Annotated in this window: 32 protein-coding genes; 11 read left to right on the top strand and 21 right to left on the bottom strand. The window is 60.3% G+C overall.

Annotation, left to right across the window (positions count from 1 at the left end; all coding sequences use genetic code 11):
* Nucleotides 1-473 precede the first annotated feature (473 nt).
* Both QMF22_RS16465 and QMF22_RS16460 read right to left on the bottom strand, forming a co-directional pair.
* Nucleotides 474-1316 carry a DUF6602 domain-containing protein gene (locus QMF22_RS16465; protein WP_283455631.1) on the bottom strand — a complete coding sequence of 281 codons (843 nt, stop codon included), beginning with the start codon at nt 1314-1316 and terminating at the stop codon, nt 474-476.
* A gap of 1116 nt (nt 1317-2432) precedes the next feature.
* A complete protein-coding gene (locus tag QMF22_RS16460) occupies nt 2433-2570 on the bottom strand; it encodes a hypothetical protein (RefSeq protein ID WP_283455629.1) in 138 nt (45 codons plus the stop codon).
* Nucleotides 2571-3206: 636 nt separating this feature from the next.
* Here QMF22_RS16460 and QMF22_RS16455 point away from each other — a divergent pair.
* On the top strand, nt 3207-3788 hold the full coding sequence (locus tag QMF22_RS16455; protein WP_283455627.1) for a recombinase family protein: 582 nt from the start codon (nt 3207-3209) through the stop codon (nt 3786-3788).
* Nucleotides 3789-4071: 283 nt separating this feature from the next.
* On the opposite strand, the gene QMF22_RS16450 is transcribed toward QMF22_RS16455, so the two are convergent.
* The 3 genes from QMF22_RS16450 to QMF22_RS16440 form a co-directional block, all read right to left on the bottom strand.
* Nucleotides 4072-4194 (bottom strand): hypothetical protein, encoded by a 123-nt coding sequence (locus tag QMF22_RS16450; RefSeq protein WP_283455625.1) that lies wholly within the window; start codon nt 4192-4194, stop codon nt 4072-4074.
* A gap of 67 nt (nt 4195-4261) precedes the next feature.
* Entirely contained in the window at nt 4262-4981 is a 720-nt protein-coding gene (locus QMF22_RS16445; protein ID WP_283455623.1) for a response regulator transcription factor, read from the bottom strand.
* Nucleotides 4978-5307 (bottom strand): hypothetical protein, encoded by a 330-nt coding sequence (locus tag QMF22_RS16440; RefSeq protein WP_283455622.1) that lies wholly within the window; start codon nt 5305-5307, stop codon nt 4978-4980. Before QMF22_RS16440 ends, QMF22_RS16445 begins: the two co-directional genes overlap by 4 nt.
* A 648-nt stretch (nt 5308-5955) precedes the next feature.
* Here QMF22_RS16440 and QMF22_RS16435 point away from each other — a divergent pair.
* The gene (locus QMF22_RS16435; RefSeq protein WP_283455620.1) at nt 5956-6417 is read left to right on the top strand and encodes a BLUF domain-containing protein; all 462 of its coding nucleotides are present in this window, start codon (nt 5956-5958) and stop codon (nt 6415-6417) included.
* A 444-nt stretch (nt 6418-6861) separates the two neighbouring features.
* On the opposite strand, the gene QMF22_RS16430 is transcribed toward QMF22_RS16435, so the two are convergent.
* From QMF22_RS16430 to QMF22_RS16420, 3 genes are all read right to left on the bottom strand, one after another.
* Nucleotides 6862-7230: a hypothetical protein gene (locus tag QMF22_RS16430; protein ID WP_283455619.1), complete on the bottom strand. Its 369-nt coding sequence runs from the start codon at nt 7228-7230 to the stop codon at nt 6862-6864.
* A gap of 133 nt (nt 7231-7363) precedes the next feature.
* A complete protein-coding gene (locus QMF22_RS16425; RefSeq protein WP_283455618.1) occupies nt 7364-8122 on the bottom strand; it encodes an alpha/beta fold hydrolase in 759 nt (252 codons plus the stop codon).
* A gap of 1 nt (nt 8123) precedes the next feature.
* Nucleotides 8124-9074, bottom strand: coding sequence for a diacylglycerol/lipid kinase family protein (locus QMF22_RS16420; RefSeq protein WP_283455616.1), 951 nt, complete (start codon nt 9072-9074; stop codon nt 8124-8126).
* Between the two features lie 190 nt (nt 9075-9264).
* Here QMF22_RS16420 and QMF22_RS16415 point away from each other — a divergent pair, with 190 nt between their 5' ends.
* The 3 genes from QMF22_RS16415 to QMF22_RS16405 all read left to right on the top strand — a co-directional run bounded on the left by QMF22_RS16415 (nt 9265) and on the right by QMF22_RS16405 (nt 13330).
* A complete protein-coding gene (locus tag QMF22_RS16415) occupies nt 9265-9936 on the top strand; it encodes an esterase/lipase family protein (protein ID WP_349357110.1) in 672 nt (223 codons plus the stop codon).
* A gap of 211 nt (nt 9937-10147) precedes the next feature.
* On the top strand, nt 10148-12187 hold the full coding sequence (glgX, locus tag QMF22_RS16410; RefSeq protein WP_283455614.1) for a glycogen debranching protein GlgX: 2040 nt from the start codon (nt 10148-10150) through the stop codon (nt 12185-12187).
* A 51-nt stretch (nt 12188-12238) separates the two neighbouring features.
* On the top strand, nt 12239-13330 hold the full coding sequence (locus QMF22_RS16405; protein ID WP_283455612.1) for a carboxylate-amine ligase: 1092 nt from the start codon (nt 12239-12241) through the stop codon (nt 13328-13330).
* A 289-nt stretch (nt 13331-13619) separates the two neighbouring features.
* Here the strand turns inward: QMF22_RS16405 and QMF22_RS16400 are convergent, their stop codons facing one another.
* The 13 genes from QMF22_RS16400 to QMF22_RS16340 form a co-directional block, all read right to left on the bottom strand.
* On the bottom strand, nt 13620-14030 hold the full coding sequence (locus QMF22_RS16400) for a YsnF/AvaK domain-containing protein (RefSeq protein ID WP_283455610.1): 411 nt from the start codon (nt 14028-14030) through the stop codon (nt 13620-13622).
* Nucleotides 14027-14290 (bottom strand): GlsB/YeaQ/YmgE family stress response membrane protein, encoded by a 264-nt coding sequence (locus QMF22_RS16395; protein ID WP_283455609.1) that lies wholly within the window; start codon nt 14288-14290, stop codon nt 14027-14029. Before QMF22_RS16395 ends, QMF22_RS16400 begins: the two co-directional genes overlap by 4 nt.
* A 262-nt stretch (nt 14291-14552) precedes the next feature.
* Entirely contained in the window at nt 14553-15320 is a 768-nt protein-coding gene (locus QMF22_RS16390; protein WP_283455607.1) for a mechanosensitive ion channel family protein, read from the bottom strand.
* Between the two features lie 128 nt (nt 15321-15448).
* Nucleotides 15449-16243 (bottom strand): DUF2382 domain-containing protein, encoded by a 795-nt coding sequence (locus QMF22_RS16385; protein ID WP_283455605.1) that lies wholly within the window; start codon nt 16241-16243, stop codon nt 15449-15451.
* Between the two features lie 89 nt (nt 16244-16332).
* Nucleotides 16333-16977 carry a hypothetical protein gene (locus tag QMF22_RS16380; protein WP_283455603.1) on the bottom strand — a complete coding sequence of 215 codons (645 nt, stop codon included), beginning with the start codon at nt 16975-16977 and terminating at the stop codon, nt 16333-16335.
* A 129-nt stretch (nt 16978-17106) separates the two neighbouring features.
* Complete coding sequence (locus QMF22_RS16375) at nt 17107-17661, bottom strand: hypothetical protein (RefSeq protein ID WP_283455601.1); 555 nt, start codon at nt 17659-17661, stop codon at nt 17107-17109.
* 380 nt (nt 17662-18041) lie between these two features.
* Entirely contained in the window at nt 18042-18305 is a 264-nt protein-coding gene (locus QMF22_RS16370; RefSeq protein ID WP_283455598.1) for a GlsB/YeaQ/YmgE family stress response membrane protein, read from the bottom strand.
* Nucleotides 18306-18377: 72 nt separating this feature from the next.
* Complete coding sequence (locus tag QMF22_RS16365; protein WP_283455596.1) at nt 18378-18785, bottom strand: hypothetical protein; 408 nt, start codon at nt 18783-18785, stop codon at nt 18378-18380.
* 89 nt (nt 18786-18874) lie between these two features.
* Nucleotides 18875-19480, bottom strand: coding sequence for a hypothetical protein (locus tag QMF22_RS16360; protein ID WP_283455594.1), 606 nt, complete (start codon nt 19478-19480; stop codon nt 18875-18877).
* Complete coding sequence (locus QMF22_RS16355; protein WP_283455592.1) at nt 19477-20058, bottom strand: Asp23/Gls24 family envelope stress response protein; 582 nt, start codon at nt 20056-20058, stop codon at nt 19477-19479. Before QMF22_RS16355 ends, QMF22_RS16360 begins: the two co-directional genes overlap by 4 nt.
* Nucleotides 20055-20438: a hypothetical protein gene (locus tag QMF22_RS16350; protein ID WP_283455591.1), complete on the bottom strand. Its 384-nt coding sequence runs from the start codon at nt 20436-20438 to the stop codon at nt 20055-20057. The genes QMF22_RS16355 and QMF22_RS16350 overlap by 4 nt, the downstream gene beginning before the upstream one ends.
* Nucleotides 20435-20626: a DUF2273 domain-containing protein gene (locus tag QMF22_RS16345; protein WP_283455589.1), complete on the bottom strand. Its 192-nt coding sequence runs from the start codon at nt 20624-20626 to the stop codon at nt 20435-20437. Before QMF22_RS16345 ends, QMF22_RS16350 begins: the two co-directional genes overlap by 4 nt.
* A complete protein-coding gene (locus QMF22_RS16340; protein ID WP_283455587.1) occupies nt 20623-21111 on the bottom strand; it encodes an Asp23/Gls24 family envelope stress response protein in 489 nt (162 codons plus the stop codon). The genes QMF22_RS16345 and QMF22_RS16340 overlap by 4 nt, the downstream gene beginning before the upstream one ends.
* Before the next feature lie 137 nt (nt 21112-21248).
* Between QMF22_RS16340 and QMF22_RS16335 the strand changes: the two genes are divergently transcribed.
* The 6 genes from QMF22_RS16335 to QMF22_RS16310 form a co-directional block, all read left to right on the top strand.
* Entirely contained in the window at nt 21249-21824 is a 576-nt protein-coding gene (locus QMF22_RS16335; protein ID WP_283455585.1) for an RNA polymerase sigma factor, read from the top strand.
* Nucleotides 21815-22414: an Asp23/Gls24 family envelope stress response protein gene (locus QMF22_RS16330; protein ID WP_283455582.1), complete on the top strand. Its 600-nt coding sequence runs from the start codon at nt 21815-21817 to the stop codon at nt 22412-22414. Before QMF22_RS16335 ends, QMF22_RS16330 begins: the two co-directional genes overlap by 10 nt.
* Complete coding sequence (locus tag QMF22_RS16325) at nt 22414-22752, top strand: hypothetical protein (RefSeq protein WP_283455580.1); 339 nt, start codon at nt 22414-22416, stop codon at nt 22750-22752. Before QMF22_RS16330 ends, QMF22_RS16325 begins: the two co-directional genes overlap by 1 nt.
* A 289-nt stretch (nt 22753-23041) precedes the next feature.
* Nucleotides 23042-24181 carry an iron-containing redox enzyme family protein gene (locus tag QMF22_RS16320; protein ID WP_283455578.1) on the top strand — a complete coding sequence of 380 codons (1140 nt, stop codon included), beginning with the start codon at nt 23042-23044 and terminating at the stop codon, nt 24179-24181.
* Nucleotides 24174-24437: a CDGSH iron-sulfur domain-containing protein gene (locus tag QMF22_RS16315; RefSeq protein WP_283455576.1), complete on the top strand. Its 264-nt coding sequence runs from the start codon at nt 24174-24176 to the stop codon at nt 24435-24437. The genes QMF22_RS16320 and QMF22_RS16315 overlap by 8 nt, the downstream gene beginning before the upstream one ends.
* Nucleotides 24438-24677: 240 nt before the next feature.
* Nucleotides 24678-25774: transposase (locus QMF22_RS16310; protein WP_283455574.1), on the top strand; the 1097-nt coding region annotated here is incomplete at its 3' end.

Below are 25774 nucleotides of genomic sequence, written 5' to 3'. Positions count from 1 at the left end.
GGCCTGTATATAGTGGACGCGTCTAGCCTCCTCGTACTCGAGGACGCCTGCGCAGGCCAAGAAGGCCGCGCACTGACGGTATTGGACGACATGTACAGGCTTTCGCGCGCCGGGGAACTGGGTTTTCCTCCCTGCGTGCCGAAAACCTGCAGGGATTTCAACGACCGAAACATTGCGGCCACTTGGGCGGTGCCAACTCATGACACTCTCGTAGTCAGATCGGTCCCACACAGCTTGCAATCTGATGTGCTTCAACTTTGCCCCAAAATACTCGACGCGGACAGCGACGATGAGGAACAGCCTCAGGTCGAGCTCCTTGCGTACGCTCTGCACTTCCAGCCATTGAGTGGGCCCGTGACCATTGTGACCGAGGACGTGAACCCGCATCCATTTCGTGAATCAATAGCCTTCGGAGCTTCACACCTTGGCATGGCAGTATTGACCATCGCACAATTTATGGCGGTGCGACGCCTCTAAGCCACGTGTTTTATCTGCTCAGTCTCGCGGGTTAGAGCGTCCAAATAGCTCTCCCACCACGCGGTACCGAGGCTGCCACGTTCCCCTAGAGCCGCCAAAACTCTCACGCTAAATAGCAGGAGGGCGCGGCCCGGCTCGAATACGCTGCGTGAACTACCGATGCTCGATCGCACCATGGCTACAGGGTATGAAACCCCATCGACCAGCGTTGCACTTTGGTGGTCCTCGACCGTTTGCCATGTCATTGAGATTCGGTTGCGATCAACGTCCTTCCGGTGGAGGAGGACACATTCACCGACCATCTCAACCGCTGCAATTGCGTACAAAATGCCTGGATTCACAACGCAGACCAAATCTGGCCGCTGACCAGGCAGAAGCGTCTTGAACCACGACAAGGTCGTGTGCGGCGAAGCGGAGGTTGAGAACGCGAACACGGCAACGAGCGGGGGTTTCGTGTCGGCCTGTGCCCTGTGCGCCGCCCGCACTGATTCAGTATTCTTGCCGATCTTCTCAACTTCGGAAGCGTCGAGAGTGGTCTTCACCTCTACGGTCATGACCACTGTATCCGCGGGAAAAACGAATTGTGACGTTTGCGAAAAGAGCTGGGGGTGCTTGTGAACCTCGTGGACTATTAGGTCACATTGGCGTGATTGCTTGCCTTCCCGGTCGAGAATAATGCCGCTCCCAATGCCGAGGTTGGGAGGAAGTAGTCGAGCGAGAAAATCGGCCACTGTCAGTTCGTTCGCTCGACCTTTCTCACCGTTGTGTTCGATCAGACGATTGAACGATTCCGCCTGAATTTGTAGCCAATGTCCTATGCCAGCCCAATACTGCTCCAACGCACCCAATGCTGTAACTCCCTCTCGTAACGCCGAATCGTAGAGACCACCAACCGTTTGTGGCTACGGATTGATCTTGGGCTCCGTTGCGTAGAGCCCGCACAAGACGTCGGTCAATGTCATCGATGGCACGGTGCATGCGGTCGTGATGCCAGAGCTGAATTCATCAATGAGCGCATCCCTTGGCAGACCGGTCGCTCCGCCAATCTTGTTTCTTGCTGAGGCCAAGATGTCGGCGGAGACAGCGAACCGTTGCGCGGCGGTAAGTTGATCGTTCCACTCCGCGCAGCTCGTTTCAGAGTAGGACTGCCCCCAGGTCTGTGTGTACTTACTGACCGACTTGGGGAGCGGCGCGGACGACGCGTCATCGCCGCGATTGTTGCTGCCGCACGAGGAGAATCCTGCGAACAGGGCGACGACAGCACTGATGATGAAAAGCCAGGCCAGCAGCTTGCGATGCGACTTTTCTGGGGAGTCGAAAGGTCCCCCGGGTGAATACCGGGCGGGCGTCTCGGGTCTGGTGACGGGGTCGTCATGATGCGTCCTTCGGGCGTCGACGGAGGAACCCGATAGAACTGATGACGGTTGATCTAGTAACGCTAATGGGCTCCCAGCCGCGCCCGACGAGTTCATTGAGTTCGCGGTTCGCGTGCGCCTCGGTGCTCTCGCCCTTTAATCGCACGCTCTTCGTGGGCAGGTCGCTGTACCAGAAATCAAACGCCATGAAACCCCCCAAGGAATGAAACTTGTTCTTCACCTTATCGTGAACCCCGAGAGCCCTGGCAAGTGTATGAATCAGACAACTATCGATGCAGAACCGCGAACTTTGACACACCTCATTCACGTAATCAATCAACTCACAAGCGACGCCGCAATTGGCAGAACGGGGAAAATTCTGCGCTATCTCTGCGATCGTGGACTTTCAATTCGTCCCATTTCATGACGGCTCAAAGCAGCCGCCCTCCCTCCAAATGCTATCGATTCGCACCAATGCTAGCCTTTAGGAGCATGGCGCCGTCGGGTCAATCTCAACGGGTATCCACGTGCCAATCGTGCAATACGAAAAACAATGGATCCGCACGCGCCGGGTGTGGGTGTGGCGGACTTCTGTCTGCACTACGCGAGCCACGTTCCCCAGATGATCGCGGCCAGGCCACAGAAAAGGCCGAGAGCAACAAGGGCGACGTCGGCCTTCGTGGCGGCGTTGAGCTCACGCACAATCCGCTCGGCCAGAAATTCGCGACCGTCGTTCACAAATTGGTACGACCACAGTTCAAGTCCCTCTCGTGGTCAGACAACCAGCGCGCGTTGGCAACTCCTCGCAGCATGCTGGCAGCATCGTGGTCCTGTTCTTCTGCAGCCATCTCTTGCGCGGTCCGATGTCTTTTCCGAATAGCGTCGCGGTCGGCGCGCTCACGATCCGTTCGGTCGACGCCATGAGATGCGTGCCAGCGCGCACCGAGCACGCCTATCGCGGACAGTGCAAACGGCGGCCACCATCAGTACGGTGATGAAAACCTGCTGGAGAACCATCTACTGAGTATTCCGCAACCACATCTGGTTGCCCGCCCTGTGTTCGACGATGCGGCTGGCGGCGATCGGCTGAGTACGATGCGGGATGCAGCGCTCGGTCCCGGCGCGGGAGTCGATGCCGAATTGGACCGGTATGTCCGGGTGTCTTACAACCCGTGGGCTGCGAGACGCTTTGACGAGACAGAAGCACCGTGGACACATGTTCTGAAGATCGCAGACCACGCCCCAGACGTTGACAGGGATCTCGCCAGCGTCGTGAGAGGCAACGGAGGAGTCGGCGTGTCTCGCAACGTGTGTTTTTACCTCCCCATAGTATTTGGGTAGGCAAAGACGGTTGCGAGACACCTGGAGGCATCAGTGGCGAAGTTGATTGGTTACGCGAGGGTCTCGACCAAGAGTCAGACGACGGATAGGCAAGTCAGCGATCTGATCGCTGCCGGCGTTCGTCGCGACGATGTCTATGTTGATCACGGTGTCAGTGGCGGACGGGCACGGCGACCGGAGTTTGACACGGCCCTAGACGCCCTTGAGGGTGGCGACACTCTCGTTGTCACCACGCTTGACCGTTTGGGCCGGTCGACAGCGAACATGCTGGACCTCGCGGGAGCGCTGCGCACCCGCGGAGTCGCGCTTCGTGTGTTGAACCTGGGCGGGGGAGACGTGGACACGAGCACACCGATGGGCGGCATGGTATTCACGGTCATGGCCGCGTTGGCCGAGATGGAACTGGCGATCAAACGCGAACGCATCGTCGACAGCGTCACCAAGCGTCGCGCGGCCGGCAAAGATCTCGGCGGCCGCCGCCCGCAGTTCACCGAAAGCCAAATTCTCAATGCCCGGCGACTGGTCAACGCCGGCGAATCCGCCACTCAGGTCGCTCGCGATCTGAACATGTCGCGCGCAACTCTGTATCGAAGAATCTCCGAACTCGGCGCGTGAGTCATAAGTAAATTCGCGGGTGAAGCAAACGGAATTTGTTAGATGACTTCCTCGTCGTGACGACGCACTGAAAGTCGTCTCCGGGACGGTGGTTTTCTGCCCCCGCTCACCGGGCATTTTCTCAGGCGGGTCATACGGGAATGGGGCGCTTAGGGAACGATTCGGAGCGTTTTCGATGCTCCGTGACGCTTTGGGTGTCTCGGTTATCGTCCGTCTTACGGGCGATGTGTGGACAACAATTCTGAGGTAGATAGTCTGCTGATGGTGATCGCTCGCGTGCCCGTCATGGGAACTCCAGGGTAGCCGAGGGATATGGCGTGGCTGTGGTCTGAGCGCGTACCCAGAGCCCCACCGGCACGGCGACGAGCACCATCGCGAGCAGTCCCACCAGCAGAAAACGTTGCACCGCAGCGCGTACCTCGGAGCGTTCGGCAGCCTGATTTTCTTCCGGCCGTGAGGGCCTCAGGGGGCGATTAGGCGTGCTGGGCCGGGACCAAACCGAGTCTGGACGCAATCACGACGGCTTCGAGCTGCGAGTGCGCGCCCAGTTTGCCCAGGATCGCCTTGACATGGCCGCGACAGGTGTTCTCGGAGATGCCCAGCACCTTGGCGTTGGCTCGCACATCGGAGCCCTCGCCCATCAGCCGCAGTACCTCGAGCTCACGCTTGGTCAAATTGGGAAAGGAGATCTCTTCGACGCGTTGGCGGCGCCTTGCGCTGAGCCGCCCGACCAGCGAAGGATGCACGGTGAAGCCGCCGAGGCGCGCATGCCGGACTGTGTCGAGCACCGTGGCGAGCGTGCCGTCCTTGGGCAGGAAAGCGCAAACGCCGATCGCTGCGGCGTGTTCGAGGGCTTCCAGCGCCGGGTCGCCGGTGAGGATTATTATGCGGATGTGGGGCGCGCGGGCCAGGATGGCGATGGCCGCGACGAATCCGCTGCCGTCGGGCAGGTGGTAGTCCATGATGACGACGTCGGGGGACAGCGCCAGGCAGGCTTGGATGCCGCTGGCCACGCTGTTGGCGAACCCGACGCTGCAAAGGTCGGGTTCGCGATCAAGAGAACCGGTGAGTAGCTCAGCGAAGGTCGTGTGGTCGTCGACGACGAGGATGCGAATTTGTTCCATCGTGTTAGGCAGCTCCGTCCGTGCTGCCCCCTGGAAGCTGGGCTCGATCGAGGAAAGTTGTCCGGTCATGTCCGGCAACCTTTTCGTGCGACGGCGGTGGCCAGGAGGTCCGGGTTCGCGATCCGCTGCTCGGTGAAGGCGGGGTCGACGCCGGCGCCGATGTGGCCGGTAACGGTCAACGTGCTTCCGGTGATCACCGACTTCTCGGTCACGTACGCGTCCTGGACGGTCGTATCGCCGGCGACCGCGGCCGCGAAGCTGATCGAGACGACGTCCCCCGGCAGGATGTCCGGCGTCACCTTCAGGCTGGTCCCGTTGCCCCAGCACACCCCACCGGGGTGGTTCACCTCGAAGGCGACGTCGCCGCCTGAGACGATGCCTGTTGCAGATCCCACGGTCCCGACGCCAGGCCGGTTGACTGCCCCGTCGCCGTCTCCCCTGCGTGCCCCGCGTACCCCTGAATCGAGACGAAGTCCCGGTTCGGGAATACCAGGAGGTTGTCCGGGAAGGTGGGAATCGCTGCGGAGGCGGAGCCTGCACTCACCACACCGATGGCCGCCACCAGGCCGCACGCGAGCACCGCGCTCAAAGCGCGGCCGCACCGGTTCATGGTCGTGGACGTCCCTCGGGACGCGTGCGCGGGAATGCCTCGCGCGCCGGGGACCACCGCCGCCCCAGAACTCTGCTGTCGAATCATGATCTTCCTCCAACATCCCGGAAGCGTTCAGATGAACGCTCCACCACTAGCTCAGCGCGGAATCGCGTCGACCTACTCAGGTTCCCGCTTGGCGGGGTGTGCGTCTACGCGATCTTTGCTGTGGGACAGCGACCCTGGTCGTACGACCACGTGACCTGTGACCGGTCACGTCCCGCTTAGTGGTGGAGTTCGTCGACATCGTGCGGGGCAGTTGTTTGATTATGCCGTGGCGAGTTCGGGAATGGGAACTACCTTCTCGATCTGGGGCGTGACCGTCTTTTCAGGAGGTTCGAGCCTGATTTGCCCCTCGCTTGGGGTCTGTCCGGTCGCCTCGCCGAGGAGGAGTATGGGGATCATTACACGTCCGGAGGACTACGTGCTTTCTATTGCTTATGTCAGCGCTGCGGCGTTCCCCTTGTCGGACGAGGACATCGCCGCGATTCTTACGCAAGCGCGAGCGAACAACGTTGAGGCGCATCTCACCGGAGCGCTCATCTACCACGAGGGTAAATTCGTTCAAATTCTGGAGGGACCTGCTAACGAGGTTCGCGCTCGGTTCGCCAGCATTAGCGCAGACCCCCGACACCGCAGCATTCACACGGTGAGTGAAGAGCGGATAATCTCCCGCCAATTTCCCGAGTGGACGATGGGCTTTCGGCCCCTCTCAACTACTGCGGTGAGGCAATTGGCCGGATACGACGATATTTTCGACGGAAGTACCGGCAAGGTCCGATTGGGTCATGCCAACCACCAGGCAGAAAGCTTTCTTGAATGGCTCGGAGAGTACTGGTTCACGCCTGCCGCGTAAACATTCACTTGCTTAGTGATCTTGTCAGGAGTGTCTCTTTTATCGGTGTTTTCGGCGTTTTTTATTGTTGGAGATTCGATTGTCGGGATTTGTCGTCGAGCCGTGCGGTGAAGGTGGTTTCTGGGTCGGTGTCAGCGCGTTGTCTTATCTCGAATCGGCGTAAGCGTTGGTAGGGGGCGTTGAGCTGTTTGCCCGCGTGGGTGCGGACGATGCCGAGGGTGTGGCGGCGTTGCCGAAGCTGCGGTCCACTGGGCAGAGGGACAGTAGGTCTTCTGGGTGGGTAATTCGAATATTTTGTTGGCGACGTGGCGTTTGAGGCAGCGGGCGATGTCGCGGTCGGCAAGGCCTTCACCGGTGCGTCGGGCGATAAAGGTCATAGTCCGAAGTTCCTTGTTGCGTTTGCGTAGCAGCACGATATGGTGCCGGGCAGCGTTAGCGTGCTCTTCACCGCCGCGCGAGGGACTGAAATGCTGCCGGATGCCGGTCTGAATGCGACGTCGCGGAGGGCGGCGAACTCGGCCTTGGTAGAGATGCGTGCTGGTTGTCGCTGGCATTGGCGAGCAGGTGCTCGGCAACAGACGGTCCGATACCGGTTCCGGCCATGAGAGCCGGGTTCTGACGGCTGGCGAGTTGGTCAAGTTGTCGGTCGATACGGGCGACATTCGCAGTCAGTGCCTGATGGCGTAGCGCACGGCGTTTCGCTGATGCCCGTACGATCAGCTCCGGGGTGGTGTCCGGGGGTCGTGTGCGCAGGGAGTCGGTCACCAGGCCGAACACGTCGGCGAGTTCGAAATCGTGTTCGGAGGAAACCATGAGCAGATGTTAGGACTCATCCTGATTCCTTATCAGGGGTTGAGAAAGATGGTGTAAACCGCTATCGCCCAGCCGAACCTAGGTGATACTCCGATAGTTCTAACGCACCTCTCGCTTCTGACGGCCTCCCTGGCTAGCGCACGCTTGTCTCGAAGGTCAAGATCGCGGCGGCTGTGGCTGCTGCGTTCGAGTGGGCGACGTTGTGCCGATGCTTGGGTACAGTGATGAGGCGTCCGCCGGGCACTTGCCGGCTTAGCCAACTGCACCACTTTGGTTTCGCTATTGGGTCCCGTTCGCCGCGGATGACGAGAAGTGGGTGCGTCAGGTCTTTGATTCTGACGTGGGTTGGGTAGTTTCGCATTGCTTGGGCGGCTGTGAGGAACCAGGGGACGCCACAGCGAAGATAGTTGCGCATAACCATCAGTTGAGTCGCGGGGCGCTCTCGCGGACCGTCTCGAAGGAGCCCCCATCCTTGTGCGGTCAGCGTGCGTCGGTTGGCATCGACGACGGGGCCGATGAGTACGACGTGCGAGACAAGGTTGGGATGTTGGCGGGCGAGCTCGACGGCGAACTGTGCCCCCATGGAATGTCCAACCGTTATCACCGGCCCCACCGCCCGTGAGAGTAGTTTTTCGGCGATGACTGTGGCGTAATCCTCGACGGTCAGCGGGCGATCTGGTTTCTGCGTCGAACCGAAGCCGGGCAGATCGAACGATAGAACCTGACCGGTCTGCGAGAGTATGCCGGCCAGTCCCGTGAATTCCCGATGGGAGAGGCCGATTCCGTGGAGGAGGAGATAGGTATGAGCGGATCCCGTGCCGACGTAGGGGATCCGAAAAGTATGGGTGTCGAGCTGAGAGGTGGTTCGTTCTAGAAACGCGTTATCGATCACTTTAGTGTGCGGGTGTGGGGGTCATGATGCGGAGCGCTTGGGGTTCCATCCAGGCTTTAAATGCTGCGGCCTTTCCGAAGCCGTCGCCGTCGAGTTCGATTTCATCGGGTCGAGTCAAACGGGCCCGGAGGGTTGACCCTGTTTCGTAGTGCAGATCGTGATCGTTTCTATGCTCTCCCGCGATAGCTCGTCCAGCCTTGGTGCGACGAACGACACCGTTGGTCCAGGCGACCTTGAACCAGACCCGTACCCAGCCCACCACTCCCGTGGGCCGCGTCATCATGAGATCGAATAGTCCGTCGTCGACAATTGCATCGGGCATCAGCAGGATGTTTGCGGGCAGCGACCCGCAATTTCCGATGATGAGCGTGTGGACTGTTCGACGGGTGAGTGGCCCGTTGTCGAGTTGGAACCGGAGGTGAAGTTCCGCGGGGTCTCGTAGCGATGCGACGATGGCCTTCACGTATGCCGCCCAGCCGGCTTTGGCTTTAAGGTCCTCGTCGGTGTTTGCGATCATCTTGGCGTCGAGGCCAAGGCCGGCCATGACAACAAAGGCGTGCTCGTCTCGGGTGTGATCCTCTCGCTCGATGCTGATCATTCCCAGATCGACCTTGCGCTCGACTCCGGTAAAGGCCGTGCGAATGCTTTCAGGTGAGGCGTCCAACGTCAGTTTCAGGTTACGCGCGAGCAAGTTTCCCGTACCGGACGGCAGCAAGGCCAGAGGCACATCGTGGCCTCGAAGCGCCTCGGCAACCGCCCGAACAGTTCCGTCCCCACCCGCCGCAATAATGAGGTCCACGTTCTGCAATAAGGCTTTCTTGGTCGCACCTTGACCGGCGTCATCTGCAGTCGTCTCAAACCAGCGTGTTTCTGCCCATCCCGCGGCAGTGGCCTCCTGCGTAACCGCGTCACGAAGTTCGGCGAGATCCACCTTGACCGGGTTGTAGATCACAGCAGCAGCGCGCGGAGGATGATCGGTCATGGCGACATACTACGGGGATATACGACGACGAAGTTTATCAATTCGTGTCGATCAGGGCGTCGCCGTCAGCTGAGCGAACTTACGCTAATGTCACGCACATGGGGGCGGCCGCATGGGCTGCCGTCGGACTTCCTGTGCTTGCCTGATAGAAGGAGTGGTCGTGACGCTGCAGTGGCTTCGCAACATGTCGTGGTGGGTGGCGGACTATGCGTATGCACTTAACTGGCAGGCCCGCGCGTTCGTCAACACGACAAGCCCGAGAACATTTTACTCGGGCGATCGGACGCCCATCGTCGTTATCCCAGGCATTTATGAGTCGTGGAAATTCCTGCAACCCCTCATCACGAGCATGCACGATCGCGGTCATCCCGTGCACGTCGTTCAGCCTCTTCACCTCAACCGTCGACCCATCGTCGAGGCCGCAAAACATGTGACTGCGTATCTAGTAGAGAACAACCTCACCGGAGCAATCGTTGTCGCCCACAGCAAGGGCGGCCTTATCGGAAAGTACGTGATGGTGCAGCCTGCCGCGGAGCACCGGGTGCGGGGGATGCTTGCCATTGCCGTCCCCTTTGGAGGTTCGCTCTACGCCCGATATATGCTTCCACCGAGCCTTCGGATTTTCTCGCCAAGAAATACCACAATTCTTGCGCTCGATCGCGAAGTAACGGTTAACGCTCGAATTGTTTCGGTGTTTGGACAATTCGATCCGCACATCCCTGGGGGGAGCTGGTTGCCCGGCGCCAAGAACGTGCGCTTAGACACCGGCGGTCACTTTCGAATACTTGCTCATCCGCGGGTTATCGCCGAGCTCACCCTGTTGGCCCAGTAGTCTCCGGTGAGACACGGTCGGAGAATTCAGCGAAGGGTCAAACCGCAGTTCGCTGGTGTCCCACAGTCAGTTTTGGTGATCGGATCTCTGCGGATGAAGATTGCACCTGACTCCGTCCGGAATCTTTTCTGACTATCAGCAGGAATCAGGGTAGGTTCTCGTCGCGGTCGCGTCTTCGTTGATTGCATCGTCTTCGAGCGCAAGGACCCTCATGGCACACTCCGCAACCAGCCGCCCTTATCCGTTGGGAGTCACACTCGTGGAGGGGGTAGCGAACGTGGCGATCTACTCTGAGACGGCATCCGCTATTGAGCTGTGCGTTTTTCGTGACGGTACGGAGATGCGCACGGCCCTGTCCGAGCGCACCGGACATGTCTTCCACGGCCATGTGCCGGATCTCGGTGTCGGTTCTCGCTATGCGCTGCGCGTGCAGGGCGAGTGGGCTCCAGAGCGTGGACTGCGCCACAACTCCTATAAGCTCCTCCTCGATCCGCACGCAACTGCGATCGAGGGCGAATACACCTGGGGCCAGGCGGTGTTCGGCCACGATATGAATGAACCAGAAAAGATGGACGAAACGGATGCCGCCGGGTCCACGCCGCTGTGCGTCGTGACCGATACGACTTTCGACTGGGAGGGGGAAGAAGCACCGCGCACCCCACTGAGCTCTATGGTGATTTACGAGACCCATGTGAAGGGCTTCACTCAGACCCACCCCGAGATACCCGAGGACATTCGTGGAACCTACGCCGGACTCGCGCATCCTTCGGCGATCAAGCACCTCACTGATCTCGGTGTCACGGCCGTGGAACTCATCCCCATACAGCAGTTCGTGCAGGACAGCCACCTTGAGGAAAAGGGCTTGCGCAACTATTGGGGCTATAACACCATCGGCTTCTTCGCCCCGCATGGTGCGTACAGCTCGACCGGTGACGGGGGAGGGCAAGTCGTTGAGTTCAAGAACATGGTGAAAGCACTACACGCGGCCGGGCTTGAGGTGATCCTCGATGTGGTCTACAACCACACGGCGGAGGGCAACCACCTGGGACCGACCCTGTCGTTCAAAGGTATCGATAACGCGGCCTACTACCGGCTGGTGGAAGGGGACGAAGGTTCCTACTTCGACACCACCGGCACCGGTAACAGTGTGAATGTGGGGCACCCTGCGGCACTGGGCCTGATCATGGACTCGCTGCGATATTGGGTCACTGAGATGCACGTGGATGGTTTTCGTTTCGACCTGGCCACGACCCTCACGCGTCAGGACGGGGCCGCAGAGATCCACAGTGCTTTTCTCACCCTGATCGCGCAGGATCCGGTGCTCGCGCCGGTGAAAATGATTGCCGAGCCGTGGGACACTGCCGGTTATCAGGTCGGTGGTTTCCCTGCCGGCTGGTCTGAATGGAATGGCAAGTTCCGAGACGACGTGCGTGACTATTGGAACGGAACAGATTCTGTGCTTGGCACTCTCGCCCAGCGCATTCTTGGTAGTCCTGACGTGTACGAGGCCTCCCGCCGGTCACCGCTGTCGAGCGTGAACTTCGTCACTGCCCACGACGGCTTCACCCTTCATGACCTCACCTCGTACAACTCCAAGCACAATGCCGCCAACGGTGAAGACAACAACGACGGCGAGAGCGACAATAAGTCCTCCAATAATGGGGCAGAAGGGCCGACCGACGACGAGGCGGTCAACGAGCGCCGGGATCGGCAGCGCCGCAATCTGCTTGCATCATTGTTGCTTTCAGCCGGGGTGCCGATGCTTCTCGGCGGGGACGAACTCGGACGCACACAAGGCGGTAACAACAACGCCTACGCCCAGGACAACAACATTTCGTGGTACGACTGGGAGAGCACCGACCAGAAACTACTCGATTTCACAACACGGCTGATCGCCCTGAGGGCATCCAACCCGGCGCTGCGACCCGAATGGTTTCGCCAGGCGCCGGAATCCGGTGAAAAAGATACCGTCGAGATCACCCGGTCAGACGCTGCCCGGTTCAGCGACGGGGATTGGGACAACCCCGACGCCCGTTCCGTCGTGTTCGTCCTCGCCTACACGGGAGCCGACACTTTCGCCCTGCTGTTGAACGCTGCGGAGAATGGAGTGGAGTTTACAATTCCGACGGCTCCGGGAACTGTCTGGGAACTGGCCTGTTCCAGCGACCCCGAGCAGCACGTCGCGCCGCCGGTGACCACCCTCATCGTGCGCGACTGCTCATTCACTCTGCTGCGCTCTCGCGCAACCTGACCAGCGGATTAATCGAACGCTTCAGATAAGAACCTAGAACGAGGAGGCAAGATGTCGACCTTCGGACTTGAAGAAGAATTCTTTCTCCTAGACCCGAAAACATTGCAGCCCGCCAACATAGGCAGCCAAGTGCTCAACGACCTTTCCACTCAGGCGTTCGGTGGTGGAGGTCGGGCAACGGCAGAATTTCTGGAATCTCAGGTGGAGTTCACTACGGGAATTTTCACCTCCTTGGCCGAGGCGGAGGGTGATCTGCGCGCGTTTCGTATCAGGCTCGCGACCCTCGCGCGGAGTCAGAACTCGATCGCAGCCGGTACTGGCACGCCGTTTGATACCTCTACGTTGCCGGTTCTGACAGACAAAGCGCGTTACCGCGTCATTGAGTCTGAACTGCGCGGGGCCGTGGGCGACCACCAGATCAGCGGTACCCATGTTCACATCGGTGTTCCCGACCGGGACGCGGGCGTGGAGGCGCTCAATCGTATGCGAGTTTGGCTGCCGACTCTGCTGGCATTGACCGGAAACTCCCCTTTTTGGCGCGGCTCGGACACGGGCTTCGATTCATGGCGGGCGGTTCTCCTGCGGCGCTGGCCAACAAACGGATGCCCTCCGGTGTTCAACGATGCGACCGACTATGGTCGACGCATCCGTGAGCTCGTCGGTGTCGGTGCAACTCCCGACACCGCAGCGATTGGGTGGAGTGCGCGTCTGTCCGAATCCCACCCCACGCTTGAAGTGCGCGTCGCCGATGCTCAGCTTGATTCGGGAGCGACAGCGCTCTTCGTTGCTTTGACTCGAGGCCTCGTTGAGACAGCTTTGGCGGAGGCCGAAGCCGGTACAGCGCCGCTGAACGTTTCGCCGGAACTATTGGATGCCGCGTTATGGCACGCTGCACGCGACGGTATCCGAGGCGAACTCCTCGACCCAATCACCCGCGAGAGGCAGAGCGCCCGGGCGGTTGTGCAAACTATGCTTCGCCACATTGAGGCTGCTTTGGCCGAGACGGGTGACGGGCCACGAGTGGCAGACTTGTTGGAGGGGTTGTGGCAACGGGGCTCCGGGGCTGACCGGCAGCGCCGGGCGTACCGACACGGCGGACCATCCGCGCTCGGGGTGTTGCTGAATTCCTCAGTCACGACCTGAACTAGCACCGGACGCCAGCACGTCGCTGCCAGCAACGATGCCCATGTCCGTTCCGGCGTTATGGGTGTGCCGCGTCCTGCGCGGCGTCCCAGCGGACGTTTGGAAAGAACGTGCGGCAGTCCAGCTCGCGGCCTCTTCCTCCTGTGCGACGTCAGACTTGACGGCGTGTAAATTTCGTTCATTACGTTGTAGATCACGGCAGCGGTCATTGAGAGCGGAGTGTTTTCGTGCTCCGTTTCGGTCATTGGTCTAACCAGAAGTTCTTCAGAAGGTGCGCGTGATGCGGATGTCACATATCCGTGGCGTACGTAACGTCGATGCGCTCGCGGCCGAGTCCTTCTGCGACTTCCTGCAATTCGGTAAGGATGTGCGTGTGCAGGCGTACCCGTTCAACCGGAACGATTTTCTTTGTAATGACGGCCTGTTCTTCGCTGAGGATCATGATGATGTCGTCACGAGGGGGCTCCTGCAAGATTGTCGGCGCGGCGAGCCCCAGATCTGCTTCCGAGATCTGTTGTCGAACGATGCGGAGTTCTTCGCGCCTGATATCGACGGTGAACGTTCGCTGCTCGGTAACTATGAACCGCTCGATCCTGACGCGTTCGAACGGAACGACCCGGGTGGAGAAGCGGAGTCGTTGTTCGTGGAGGGTGATCTCCTCAGCAGTCGAGTGATCTCTCATGGGCACCTGGTCATTCATGAGTGACGCCGTTTGACGAGTGCACCGTAGATCAGCAGGACGATGATCGATCCGGCGATAGCCAGAAGCCACGTCTGAAGAGAGAAAAAGTCTTGGAGGGGAATGTTGAAGAGCGCGCTACCGAGGAACCCGCCAAGCAGGGCGCCGACGACGCCCAGGAGGAGAGTGATGAACCAGCCGCCGGCCTGCTTGCCGGGGAGGATGAGTTTGGCGATGGCGCCGGCGAGGAATCCGAGGAGGAGGAATCCGAAAAAGCCCATGACTATCTTCTTTCATTCGCTAAAGGTGTTGACGTGCAGATCGTGTGCAGGGCTGAGGTGCTCGTCCTGAGGGTTAGTGACGTCGTTTCGGGCTGGCTGGGGTGCCTGGTCCGGCTTTGCGGTTGCGAAGTAGTCGTTTCAAGACTGGCAGGATGACGGGAAGGTAGCGGAGGTAGCGAAACACGGTGTCCTCTTGCTTGGGAGTGGCGGCTGGTGGGGTGGGGTTGACCCCGCCCATGATGGGCGGGGTCAACTGGTGGTGTTATCGGGCTCGTCGTGCGGCAGGTGAGGTGGTGGTGGCGTTCTCGGCGCGCTGCTTCGCTTGTTTGGCTTGGTCGGCGATACTGGGTGCGTTTTTTGCCTGCTCTTGAATTTTGGGGGCCTCTTCCTCGGCCTTGCTGAGGTAGGACTCCCATCGTGCCTGCATGGGCTTGATCAGTCCTCCGCCGGCTCCGACGATGATAACGCCGGCGATGATAGCTAGGACGGCGATGAGGATTGGTGTGGTGACGGTGGTAGCAACTTCGATTTGGTTCAGTGCTGCTGTGATACCAATGAACAAGATGAACACGGCGGCGATATTGGCCAGTGCCTTCCCGTAAGAGAGCCCGCCGAGGGTGTTTTGGATCAGGCCCTTCGCGCCCGCGGCGACCGCTGCGGCGATGACGATGATGATGATTGCCACGATGATCTTTGGCAGGAAGGCGATGATGCCCGCGAGTAGGTCGCTGACTGGGTTCGGACCGAATACACCAAATGCGAACTGAAGGACGAACAGCACGAGCGTGTAATAGAGAATCTTGGCGATGATGTCGGAGGGATCCAGCTTCGAATTAGCGAGAGCTTTCTTGATCCCGCCGCGCTCGACGACCCGGTCGAAGCCTACTTTCTCCAGTAGCTTTTCCAACGCTTTGGAGAGCACTTTGGCGACGATGAGGCCGACGATGAGGATAAGCAGAAACAGCAACGCTAAGGGGACAAAGGCGATCACGGCCGCCAGTCCGTTTTGGAATACGGCAGGAAAATTCATGGGAAGAACCTTTCAATAAGTTGAGATCTAAGTTCGGGGTAAGGCGGCGTCGGTCGTGTTTGGCCGACGCCGCCGGAAGTCATGCCAGCCAGCCGGGTAGGGCTGGCCGGCTGGCATGACAGTATGGGTTACCTCGTTGAGGCGGAATTGGGATCGGTGTCCGGGTCGACGAGTTCAATTTCCTCGCGGGAAACTTCGGCGTTGACCTGCTGTTGCTCGGTGATGGTTTCTGTGCCGAGCGCGACTCGTTCCACGGGAACGGTTTCCTTGCTGGTGATCACGCGCTCACCGGAGAGGACGATCTCGTGCTCTTCTTCGCTGAGTTCGGGTCCGGCGGTTGCATCGCCCCGATTCGAGTCGGTGATGGGTTCGCGCTGCAGGGTGACTTCTTCATGGCTGACCGGGACGGTGGTCGTGACGTTTTCGGTGACGATGTGCTTGCGAAGCCGTGCACGACCAGTTTCAACTGTCTCGGTTCCGACCTGCAGGCGCTCCTCCGAGCGAGTCATCGCCGTATCGGTGGTCGGACCGGAGGTGTCGTAGCCTGTGGTCGCGTCCGTGTTGGCGTCGGCGTCTTGGTCGTAGACGCCAGGGTCCGTGACATCGGGACGCTTTTCGTTGCCGTAGTAGCGGTAGAGGGAGGATTCTTCCTCTTCGCTCAGAGCGCCGTCATCGTCGATGCGGGGGGCGTCTTTCACCATCGACTTCTCGTACGCGACGCGCACGATTCCCTCGTCGAAGGTCGCGTCGTCCAGCGGTGCGAAGGTCTCCGATCCACCAAACAGACCCGTTTTGACGGTGACCCAGGTCGGAGCTTGAGTATCGGAGTCGACATACACCTGCCCGACGGTTCCGATCTTGTCGTCGCCGATGCCATACACGTCGGCGCCGATGAGGTCGTTGACATTGTTCGTGTTGATCATTCGTTTCTCATTTCTGGGAGGGGTGGGGTGAGTGCGGATGTGTAGTGCGGGTTTGTGGTGCGGTGGTGAAGTTGCGGTGGGCAGCGTTGTCAGCGTGCGACGCCAGCGCTGTCCACTCGGCGGTGGTAGCGCATGCCAGCGAGGCCGCCGAGGATGGCGCCGAGGAGACTGATGGCCAAGGCGATTATGGTCGTGGTGATGCTGGCGGCGGTGACGTCATTGCCGTTGAGGGGGATGCGGGGCACGCTGGTGAGGCCGGAGAGGACATCGGCCTGGTTGCCCGCGATGAAGCCGACGATGGTGAGGACGATGGCGATGATGATCGTCCATAACCACACTGCGACGCCTTGCTTGAGTCCGTCGAAGCGTGCCATCCTCCCGGCGACGTAACCGCCGCAGTAGTAAGCCACGAGCACTATGGCCGCGAAGACGATTGCGGCGACCACTCCGATGGTGCCAGCGTTGTCCGCCGCGTCGTTCGTGACTTGGCCGGGGTCGAGATTGGTACTAAACCCGATGACTGTGCCAATCGCAGCCAGCAGGGCGGTGAGGAGTACCGCAGTTCCGGTGGCGGTGAGCCAGCCGAAGAATGCCGATCCGAACTTCATCCCCCCGAATTGTGCTTTTTCTCGTTCGAGTACGCGGTCCCAGGCCGGGGTGTTGTTGCCGGCGGCACGGGCGACGACGGGGTTCGGCGCGTGGCGGTCGTGGGCGGGGTCGTTAGTGTTTGACATGGGCAGCTCCAATGGTGGGCGTCCACGATGGCGGTGTGTTGTCGCGGCGTGGACGGGGTCTGGGTTCACGAGGTGATGGTTGTGAGATGGTGCAGAGTTCAGCCACCGGGAAGTGGTTGAGCGGGTGTGCTATTTGCGAAAGTTTCTGATGGTCGTCTGCAGCAGCCCTTTCACGGGGCGTTGTTGTTCGCCTTGCTGCGCGGCGAGGACGATCACCACGAGGGTGAGGGCGGGTGTCACCCACTGCAAGACGCGTTGCTGACGCTGCGCAGACGCGAGCTGGTCGGAGGCACCGTCTGCAGGATCGGTAACGCCTTCGGTGGGTTCGTCTTGGTGGTTTTTCATCGTCCGGCCGAGGATCCCGGAGTATGCGGTTGTTGCACCGGCGAGCACGGTGATGATCGTTTTCCAGGTCGTGTTCGTGCGGCTTTCCTGTTGCGCAGCCAGGCGGGTCTTGTTGGCGCTGATCAGTCCGATACCGCCGATGCCGTGGGCAAGAAGCGCGGCCAGCTGCACGGGCGCCCATTTGGCCCAGCCAAGAGATGACAGCCGGAGCCGATCTTGCGGGGAGGCGGCACGAGCGGTGGCACCGTTCAATCCGACGGCGCCCATTAACGATCCGCCGAACCAGGCGGCAAGGCCGATGTCGTGCAGGCTTCTAACAACTGTATTGCGACCACTCATGGGTCCTCCTTGGTAGTGATTTTGTGTGGTGTGTGAATGAGATATCTGACTATGCGATTCGCGCCCGCATTTCGCGGGGGACGAGATCACCGGTTGGGCTTGAACGAGTGAGGGATCTTTCATCGTCGAGTCCGATACTCGCGATTACGGTGATGGAGTTGCGGGTGGTACGCGAGGCGGCTGAGCGTGAGTCCGGGGTCAGCGTGCCGGGGTAGGACGTATCCATTTCGTCTATTGAAGACGTGTTCTTGGTCCTGAAGCTCAACGCCGACGGAGCTATGTGATCCTTCGCAGTTGGCTAAAGTCCGCCCGGGCAGGACGGCATTTACTGCAGGGTGGGCCGTGCTCGTGGGGCGGTGCGTTCTGATGCTGGCTGGCGTTTAGGCGCGACGTCGGCCTGCGATGAAGCCGTAGATGACCAGGACGATGAGAGATCCGATGATGGCGAGGACCCAGGTTTGAAGGCTGAAAAAGTCTTCGAGGGGGGCGTTGAAGAGGAGGCCGCCGAGCCATCCGCCGAGGAACGCTCCCACGACTCCGAGGATGAGGGTGATGAACCATCCGCCGGCCTGTTTGCCGGGGAGGATGAGTTTGGCAATGGCGCCGGCGAGGAGGCCGAGGAGAAGAAAACCGAAGAAGCCCATGATGAAGTTCCTTTGTATAGAAGGGGTGGTGTAAGGACAGGGGGTGGTGCGGATGTGGGTACAGGTGGTTCTTTAATGGATTCCGTCGCGGGTGCGAGTGATCCAGTCGACAATCCAGGGGATAGCGTCGCCGGCGTTGTCGACTGCCGCGAAGGCGACGGCGAAGAGGGGGTAGATGGACGTGGTGAGGCAGGAGATTGTTGCGACGATGGTGAGGATCCAAGACCAGGCCCCGTTTCGGCTCAGGCCGGTGAGGGCCAAAAGTCCGAGGACGAGGGCGTACCCGCCGATGGTTGCAAATGCGATCTGCGCTACCGGCAGTTGGATAAAGGGAATGAATGCGAGTCCGGTTCCGATGAGTGAGAGGACGGGGGCGAGGACGAAGATTGTTATTGCTAGGCAGCAGATGATTCCTGTGCCGAGCGCGAACCAGACTGCGCGTGGTCGTCGCTGAGATACGGTTCTGAGCCAGAACGTCACCTGATCACCGTTCGTCTACGTAGGGAGGGTGCTGCGGCGTGGACCCGCCCGGGCATGGGTCGTTCCAGGCGGGTGCAGGGCGGCGCTCGTTATCGGAGCCGAATGGGTTTGCTGGTAGCGGCTCGGAATCCTCCGCCGATCTGGACTGCTGCGGGGACGTCTCGGCCAAGTAAGACGTTGAGGGAGGCGAGAGTATCCTCGACGTCCTCGACGATCTGTTTGGGGGACACCCCGCGGCGGGCGGTGGTCGAGATCTTCAGCACGGGAGTGCCGTTGACCTCGTAGATACTGACGCGCGAGGAGACGAGTTCGGTGTGCTCATTGAGGGCTGACTGCATCAGTTGTTCGGCGACTTTGGAATCGACGGTGATGTGTCCTTGCCCTGTTGGCGTATTGGTGAACAGAGTTCCGGTGTGGCCGTGGCCCTGCCGGAATATAAACACCAGCAGCAGGATGATCAGAAGCACCAGAGCCGCGATCAGGGCGATGAACCACCAGCTGTGTGGAAGTCCAGGGATGGGAGCGGCGACAAACCAGCTGGTGACGTTGTCGAGTACCGTCGGGGCGGTGTTTTTGTAGGCGTCTCTGACCTGCGGGATTGTGGCCACGAGGATCACGCCCACACCCACGGCGGCAAGTATGAGGCCGACGATGAAGGACAAGGTGCGGTTCAGGAACCTGTTGGTGTTGTTCATGATCCGCCGTTTCGTTGCTCGTCGATGACGACGCGCGGCCGTACTTTCGGGATGAGGGCGTACGAGTCCAGCTGTTCCTGCACCGCTGCGGTCACGGAGTTTATGTCCATAGCCGCGCCGATCGCGGGAGTCAGCGTCACCACCGCTGAGCGGTGCGAGACGCTGACCCGGACGTTGTCCGGGCTGATATTCCCCGCGAAGGCGGCGTGGCGGGCCAGCCCGGAGGCGATCACCGCGTTGTCCACCACCGCAGAGGTCTTCTGCGTCTCGACGAGGTGCCGTGCCCGGCGTCCCGCGGTGAGGGAGACGATCATGATGATGACCCCGATCAGAGCGGTGACGATGCCGACAGCGACGACGATCCCGGCGGTGTACTCCGCCAGACCCGCTGTTGCCTGGGCAACCCCAAACATGTCGCTGACCAGCGCAGGTTGACCGGCCAGGTGCAGGACCATTTCCGTGATCGCGTAGGCAGAGCCCAGGATCACGATCACCGCGATGGTTATCGCCAGAACACTCCGAGATGAGTGAGTCTCTCGACGTTTGATTCGACGGTAGAGAGCAGTGGTCTCGCTCATTTCACTCTCTTCTCTTGGATCACATCGGCTCCGGTGAGGCGGATACTGACTCGCCCGATGTGGTACCCAGTTAGACGTGATACCTGCGACGTGATGACCGCTTGCGCGGCTGTTGCCCGGTCAAGGACTGTCCCCCCGGTCCGGCCAATCACGTTGTGGTCGTCGTTCACCCGAAGTAGCGACGGGACCTTCACCGGGGTGGTGATCACCAGGGTGAGCGTTCCGCCGTCGTCGGTCACGGTGACGGACGTTCTCTTCGGGTCGGAGCCGAAGGCTTCGGCTGTAACGGTGGAGACGATCCGGTCGAGCGCGCGCGGACTGATTCGTGTGCGCCCGCCGGTGGTTCCGTTTTCACCGACAGCAGGGTCGGTGGTCGTCACGACGAGCTTTTCTTGCCCTGGACTGCGGAGACGAGACTCGACACATCGAGCTTTCCCTCAACAATTCGACCGATGAGCGCCCCGATAGCCATCGCAACGGCGACAAATAGGGAGGCCCAGGAGCCGAACACGATCCAGGTCAGCGCCAGGACAGCGCCGATCATGATGCCCGTTCTGGTGGCTGTCACTGGACGCGGGATTCGGAGTTGTCGTCCTTGTCGTCGGAGGGCAGGTGCACATCGTTAACGTCGACGTTCACCTCGACGACCTCCAGTCCAACAAGATCGGTGATGGCACGCTTGACAGCCGCACGGACCGCCGATGCGACCTCATGGACGGGAGTGGGGTATTCGACGACGATGGTGATGTCGGCGGCCGCCTGGGTCTCGCCGACCTCAACTTTGACTCCCTGCGTGAGATCCTCGGCGTTTACGACATTGCGCAGCGCCCCGAACGCACGAGCACCGCCACCACCGAGGGCGAACACACCGCGTACCTCACGGGCAGCGATTCCCGCGACCTTAGCCACGACGCCATCGGCGATGGTGGTGTGCCCACCCGCTGAATCATCAACAGGGGAGGGCGAGGCAGCAGCGCGGTCCACGCGGGACGCACCAGCGCCGGCCGGCTTGGGTGGTGTGGGAACGGTGGGGTGCTGGGTGTCGTTAGCCATGATCATCCTCAATACGTGTTGGGAAGCGTGAACGCAAGCACTATGTCGTGATGCGTGTGAGCGGTAGTGTCGCTCAACAGGTAAGACGCACGGAACTGACAATTCGTCATAAAGTCTCTAGAAAAGATTCGGGGAGCATGAGCGCACTTGTGCAACAGCCCGATAAGGATCGGTTGGAAGGCGTTGCTGACGCGATCCTCGTGGGGCGGGCCGTCAGCGGTGACACTGGCGCGTTCGAAACGTTGATCCGGAGGCATGGCCCGTTAATGCGCGCGTACACCGCGCGGATTGTCGGGTCTATGGCCGATGCGGACGACATCGTTCAAGACGCATTCCACACGGCATGGCGGCGCCTGCCGGAGCTGCGTGACCCCGCAGCGGTGAGGCCCTGGCTGATGCGTATCGCCAGTCGCCTCGCGTTCACCTCCCTGCGACGAAAACCCGCTGAGGTAGAACTTGCTCATCTGGAATCGGCGCTACCCGCCGATATGCAACCGGAAAATGTTGCCGTGAGAAACGCGCAACTGAAGGCGCTCTCAGCGGCGCTTGACACACTGCCAGAAGATCAACGTCGGTGCTGGCTGCTTCGCGAGGTCGGAGAACTCAGCTACGGCGATATCGCGCAAGAAATGGAACTACCCGCAGCGACCGTGCGCGGCAAATTGGCCCGAGCCCGAGCCAGCATCTACGCACAGATGGAGGGATGGCGGTGAACGACAGCGAACCCAGAACACTCGATTGCGGGAAGACGGTGGAGGAACTCAGCGACTACCTCGCAGCCGGCCGCACGCCCTTCGACCCTCGCATCGAGACTTGCCCGGAGTGCCTCAATGCGCTTCAAGGCCTCACCCGCGTATCACAGCTCTTTCACAGCCTAATCCAACAAGACGTTGCTGACTTGCCTGCGCCGCGGGAAAACTGGTTTCAGGACATCATGACAAACATTCACCGCGAGGTACGCGCGGGACGTTCTCTGCCTCTACCGCACCCCGACAACCGCGTGAATCTGAGCCTCACCGAAGGCGCCGTCCTCGCTCTGATCCGAACCGTAGGCGATACCGTCCCCGGAATGCTGATCGGCACCTCCCACCTTGAAGGCAACGTTGAAGAACTCGGCGCACCCATTGACGTTTCCGTCGCGGCCAGCATTCTTTGGAACCAGCCCATCCCCGATGCCGCGCACACGCTGCGTGCGCTCATTTCCAACGCGCTCACCAAGCACACCGCACTAAACATCACCTCGATCAACATCACCATCGAAGACTTGCATGAAGATATGGCCAATAAAGATATGGAGAACTGATGAGTGCCAACGTCAACGAGGATGCGCAACCCCTTGATGAGGATGTTCTGACAGCACTCGTTGTCGCCGTGCACGGTGTTAGCGATGTCTTTCCACCTGCCCTATCGCTCGCCCAAGTTTCCTACATGCTCACTGCCGTCGTGACCGGGGACCCGGAGCGCCTCGATCGCGTCCACGTCAGTTCCGCCGGAGGAACGACGACAGTGGCCGTCCGTCTCGGAACGAGCATCGATGCGGCCACGCCAAACACCGCCAAACAGGTCGCCGACGTCCTGCTCGCGCAAATCCCGGACGGCCTCGACGCTACCGTGACGGTGCAGGTATCCCGTATCGCCTGACTGGGCGAGAAGGGCAGAGCAATACTGCATCCCAAAGCAGCTCAGTGACTTTGTCGGCCCGGGCGTGGATCTCGGAGCCTCGTTGTTCCCGGCGGGTTTCTTTGATCTGCTTCCGCGCAAGGGAACGCCTTCCCCGCCTTTACGACACTATTCGGGATGATCCCGGTGCCTCAAACACTGTTGATAGAGAGGGCGCCGCCCTTGTCGCGCGGGCGCTGTGTTTATGTCAGCGAATTTTAATCAACATTTTTTCTGAGATGGTGCCGGGGAGGGGTTGACGGCTCGTAACATGCTGCTGAAACTGGGCGGCATGACAACTTTGGAAGCTCTCGCCGTTTCGTCCGGTCCTGCTTTTACTTCCCGCGGTCCTCTCAGCACGCGCCTTCTCCATGCTTTTGAGTACGAGCTCGCAACCGAGGAAACCGCGGGTCTGTCCGAGACCGTTGAGGAAACGGTAGCGACATGTGACGACGTACTTCAGGACGACGACGTGCAGTTCTCGCTTTTCCTGCTCTACGGATTGTCGTACGGTGACGTTATCCCTGGTGGTGATGCGTGGGAATGGCACTCAGGCATGATCGCCGCCCGGCGGGTTCTTGAGAACGCATTCGAAGGCGGGCTGCGTAACACTGTCTCTCTTCCACAGTCGCGCAGCGCCCATGCCGACGATGTCGCCGCGACGCTCTTCGCGCTGACGAAGCCCGATTCCGGCCCGAGCTTATCGCGCCACTTCGCCACGAAGGTCACGCAACTGCAAGCTACCGAGTTCGTCGTGCAGCGTTCCATTTACACGCTGAAAGAGGCAGACCCGCATTCGTGGGCGATCCCGCGCTTGACCGGACGGGCGAAGGCAGCACTGGTGGAAATTCAGGCCGACGAATACGGTGGTGGGCGTCCGGAGCGAATGCATTCGGCCATCTTTGCTGGGACCATGCGGGGGCTCGGACTCAATACCCGCTATGGAGCCTATGTAGACCATGTGCCGGCCATCACGTTGGCATCCCTCAATACGATGTCGCTATTCGGACTGCAACGCCGACTCCGAGGCGCGTTAGTAGGCCACCTCGCCGCGTTCGAAATGACCTCATCTATTCCAAACCGTAAGTATGGCGATGGCTTCCGTCGACTGGGTTATGGAGCCGACGTCACCAGGTATTTTGACGAGCACGTTGAGGCGGATGCTGTTCATGAGCAGATTGCAGCGAGGGATTTAGCGGGAGCTCTGGCAGCAGAGGAACCAGCGCTCTTAGACGACATTCTCTTCGGCGCGTCAGCGTGCCTTCTAGTTGACGGGCTCATGGGACAGCACATGTTGGACGCGTGGGCTGCCGGACGCTCGTCACTGCGAATCCCTCTGCCTGTTCCCCGCGCGGCCGAACGACCGGCCGAGGAGGACGTTCTTGCCAAAGGACAGTCTCAGAATGTCTAAAGCGGCTGAACCCGGTAGCGCCTCCGGTAGCGCTGACTGGCCTATCCCGGGTGCGTCCGTTGGTCACTCTCTGGATCCGATTATTATTGCTTGCCAGAACGGTCCCCTCCTTGTTCGCGGAAGTGTGGAGCTGCGCACGGCCGAAGGAGAAGTGATTCCACAATTACGCGCAACAATCGCCCTGTGTCGATGCGGAGTGTCGTCAATCAAACCGTTCTGCGACGGCACGCACAAGCTCATCAACTTTCAGACGTAGGCGCCTGCTTGGGGCGATCCCACCTCGGTATCGACGACATGGGCTACACGTCGAACACGACAGAAAGTTGGTCGCGCGGCTACGATTTCCCGCGGTATACACAAATCTCTAGTTTTGCGCGATGTGCATTGTGGGCACTCGTATCACTGACGAGTTGGCCGCCGACGGGAATGAGGGACTGTCTCTTAAACGGTGTTTCCGGCCTGACGCGTCGGACTTAGGTCTGGCGGGAAAGGTGCCGTGATGACGACACTTGATGCTGTGACGAAGAAGACTAAATCTGAGCCCACGCGTGAGGCGGTGGCGGCGAAGGAATGGGTGCGCCTGGCTAAGGAGCAGGGCCTGACCTTGGATGGCCCGAATGGGCTGCTGGGCCAGTTCACCAAAACCTTCCTCGCGACCGCGCTGAACGAGGAAATGACCGAGCATCTCGGCCATGAGAAGAACCGTGCCCCGGACGAGCGCGACGATACGAACGTGCCCAATGGAACTCGCACGAAGATAGTGATCAGTCCCACGACGGGGCCGGTGACGATCCAGGTGCCTCGTGACCGGGAGGGGACGTTCACTCCGGTGATCGTGCCGAAACGACATCGGCGCTTGACTGGGGTCGATGAGATCGTGCTGTCGTTGTATGGCCGCGGCCTCACGACCTGGGAGACCAGCGCGCACTTCAACCAGATCTATGGCGCGCAGGTATCGAAAGAGACCACCTCCCGCATCACGGACAAGGTGGGTTGGGCTATCAGGCGGTCAATGCGACCCCGGCGTCAGATCGCATGTAACCCATTTCGTCGAAGCGGCGGTCGAATCACACAGGCGCCGGGCACGAGTGTTGTCCTCCGCCGTTCCACACCGCCGAGTTGCGGAGCCCGTCGACCAACCGGCCTTGTAGGCGATCTTGCGCCGCCAGGGTGTCTCGGTTATACAAGAACCATGAAGAGTCTTCGATTCAGCGTCGATGTGGACGCTCCGGCGCAGCACGTCTGGAACGTCATGCTCGACCTCGACACCTACCGCGAATGGACGGGCGCCTTCCACGAGGGATCGACCTACGAGGGCAGCTGGAACGAGGGTGACGAGATCCGGTTCCTCGGCCCGAACGACGACGGCACGGTGAGCGGGCTCTTCGGGACCATCGTCGAGAATCGGCCCCACGAGTTCGTGTCTATCCGCTATCTCGGCGATATCGAGAACGACGTCGAGAACTGCGCGGGGCCCGCCGTCGGGCTGCACGAGAGCTACTCGTTCAGCGAGACCGACGGGGTGACGACTCTCGTCGTTGAGCTCGAGGTGCCCGACGAGTGGGCCGACGACATGCGCGGCATGTGGGCGGA

Origin of the sequence: Cryobacterium sp. PH31-L1 (genome assembly GCF_030063145.1) — a bacterium.
In the GTDB taxonomy this organism is placed as follows: domain Bacteria; phylum Actinomycetota; class Actinomycetes; order Actinomycetales; family Microbacteriaceae; genus Cryobacterium.
This window is presented reverse-complemented; position numbering and strand designations above follow the sequence as displayed.

Bases quoted from the DNA above. Each gene is read 5' to 3' on its own strand.
- QMF22_RS16315 (WP_283455576.1), top strand. From the start codon at position 24,174: ATGTCTAAAGCGGCTGAACCCGGTAGCGCCTCCGGTAGCGCTGACTGG.
- QMF22_RS16360 (WP_283455594.1), bottom strand. From the start codon at position 19,480: ATGAACAACACCAACAGGTTCCTGAACCGCACCTTGTCCTTCATCGTC.
- QMF22_RS16430 (WP_283455619.1), bottom strand. From the start codon at position 7,230: ATGGTTTCCTCCGAACACGATTTCGAACTCGCCGACGTGTTCGGCCTG.
- QMF22_RS16380 (WP_283455603.1), bottom strand. From the start codon at position 16,977: ATGTCAAACACTAACGACCCCGCCCACGACCGCCACGCGCCGAACCCC.
- QMF22_RS16445 (WP_283455623.1), bottom strand. From the start codon at position 4,981: ATGACCGGACAACTTTCCTCGATCGAGCCCAGCTTCCAGGGGGCAGCA.
- QMF22_RS16390 (WP_283455607.1), bottom strand. From the start codon at position 15,320: ATGAATTTTCCTGCCGTATTCCAAAACGGACTGGCGGCCGTGATCGCC.
- QMF22_RS16325 (WP_283455580.1), top strand. From the start codon at position 22,414: ATGAGTGCCAACGTCAACGAGGATGCGCAACCCCTTGATGAGGATGTT.
- QMF22_RS16375 (WP_283455601.1), bottom strand. From the start codon at position 17,661: ATGAGTGGTCGCAATACAGTTGTTAGAAGCCTGCACGACATCGGCCTT.
- QMF22_RS16320 (WP_283455578.1), top strand. From the start codon at position 23,042: ATGCTGCTGAAACTGGGCGGCATGACAACTTTGGAAGCTCTCGCCGTT.
- QMF22_RS16335 (WP_283455585.1), top strand. From the start codon at position 21,249: ATGAGCGCACTTGTGCAACAGCCCGATAAGGATCGGTTGGAAGGCGTT.
- QMF22_RS16370 (WP_283455598.1), bottom strand. From the start codon at position 18,305: ATGGGCTTCTTCGGTTTTCTTCTCCTCGGCCTCCTCGCCGGCGCCATT.
- QMF22_RS16435 (WP_283455620.1), top strand. From the start codon at position 5,956: ATGGGGATCATTACACGTCCGGAGGACTACGTGCTTTCTATTGCTTAT.
- QMF22_RS16385 (WP_283455605.1), bottom strand. From the start codon at position 16,243: ATGATCAACACGAACAATGTCAACGACCTCATCGGCGCCGACGTGTAT.
- glgX (WP_283455614.1), top strand. From the start codon at position 10,148: ATGGCACACTCCGCAACCAGCCGCCCTTATCCGTTGGGAGTCACACTC.
- QMF22_RS16330 (WP_283455582.1), top strand. From the start codon at position 21,815: ATGGCGGTGAACGACAGCGAACCCAGAACACTCGATTGCGGGAAGACG.
- QMF22_RS16405 (WP_283455612.1), top strand. From the start codon at position 12,239: ATGTCGACCTTCGGACTTGAAGAAGAATTCTTTCTCCTAGACCCGAAA.
- QMF22_RS16400 (WP_283455610.1), bottom strand. From the start codon at position 14,030: ATGAATGACCAGGTGCCCATGAGAGATCACTCGACTGCTGAGGAGATC.
- QMF22_RS16395 (WP_283455609.1), bottom strand. From the start codon at position 14,290: ATGGGCTTTTTCGGATTCCTCCTCCTCGGATTCCTCGCCGGCGCCATC.
- QMF22_RS16355 (WP_283455592.1), bottom strand. From the start codon at position 20,058: ATGAGCGAGACCACTGCTCTCTACCGTCGAATCAAACGTCGAGAGACT.
- QMF22_RS16340 (WP_283455587.1), bottom strand. From the start codon at position 21,111: ATGGCTAACGACACCCAGCACCCCACCGTTCCCACACCACCCAAGCCG.